This window comes from Enterobacter cloacae complex sp. XAL002, from assembly GCF_049236805.1.
Lineage (GTDB): Bacteria > Pseudomonadota > Gammaproteobacteria > Enterobacterales > Enterobacteriaceae > Enterobacter > Enterobacter intestinihominis.
This window is the reverse complement of the sequence record NZ_JBMKJN010000070.1, coordinates 1-1,257: the sequence shown is the minus strand read 5'-3', so window position 1 is coordinate 1,257 and position 1,257 is coordinate 1. Positions and strand designations below refer to the sequence as shown.

Annotated in this window: 1 pseudogene; it reads left to right on the top strand. The window is 51.4% G+C overall.

From position 1 onward, the window contains the following. A pseudogene (locus ACOT0L_RS23965) lies at nt 1-1,224 on the top strand (Tn3-like element Tn3 family transposase); the annotation flags it as partial. Between the last annotated feature and the right edge of the window lie 33 nt (nt 1,225-1,257).

Below are 1,257 nucleotides of genomic sequence, written 5' to 3'. Positions count from 1 at the left end.
ACCGGATTTGCTGATGAGTTTTTCCATGCTAGTGAAGCCAGTGCCAGAGTTGATGATCTGCCCGTCAGCATCAGCGCCGTGCTGATGGCTGAAGCCTGCAATATCGGTCTGGAACCACTGATCAGATCAAATGTTCCTGCACTGACCCGACACCGGCTGAACTGGACAAAAGCGAACTATCTGCGGGCTGAAACTATCACCAGCGCTAATGCCAGACTGGTTGATTTTCAGGCAACGCTGCCACTGGCACAGATATGGGGTGGAGGAGAAGTGGCATCTGCAGATGGAATGCGCTTTGTTACGCCAGTCAGAACAATCAATGCCGGACCGAACCGCAAATACTTTGGTAATAACAGAGGGATCACCTGGTACAACTTTGTGTCCGATCAGTATTCCGGCTTTCATGGCATCGTTATACCGGGGACGCTGAGGGACTCTATCTTTGTGCTGGAAGGTCTTCTGGAACAGGAGACCGGGCTGAATCCAACCGAAATTATGACCGATACAGCAGGTGCCAGCGAACTTGTCTTTGGCCTTTTCTGGCTGCTGGGATACCAGTTTTCTCCACGCCTGGCTGATGCCGGTGCTTCGGTTTTCTGGCGAATGGACCATGATGCCGACTATGGCGTGCTGAATGATATTGCCAGAGGGCAATCAGATCCCCGAAAAATAGTCCTTCAGTGGGACGAAATGATCCGGACCGCTGGCTCCCTGAAGCTGGGCAAAGTACAGGTTTCAGTGCTGGTCCGTTCATTGCTGAAAAGTGAACGTCCTTCCGGACTGACTCAGGCAATCATTGAAGTGGGGCGCATCAACAAAACGCTGTATCTGCTTAATTATATTGATGATGAAGATTACCGCCGGCGCATTCTGACCCAGCTTAATCGGGGAGAAAGTCGCCATGCCGTTGCCAGAGCCATCTGTCACGGTCAAAAAGGTGAGATAAGAAAACGATATACCGACGGTCAGGAAGATCAACTGGGCACACTGGGGCTGGTCACTAACGCCGTCGTGTTATGGAACACTATTTATATGCAGGCAGCCCTGGATCATCTCCGGGCGCAGGGTGAAACACTGAATGATGAAGATATCGCACGCCTCTCCCCGCTTTGCCACGGACATATCAATATGCTCGGCCATTATTCCTTCACGCTGGCAGAACTGGTGACCAAAGGACATCTGAGACCATTAAAAGAGGCGTCAGAGGCAGAAAACGTTGCTTAACGTGAGTTTTCGTTCCACTGAGCGTCAGACCCC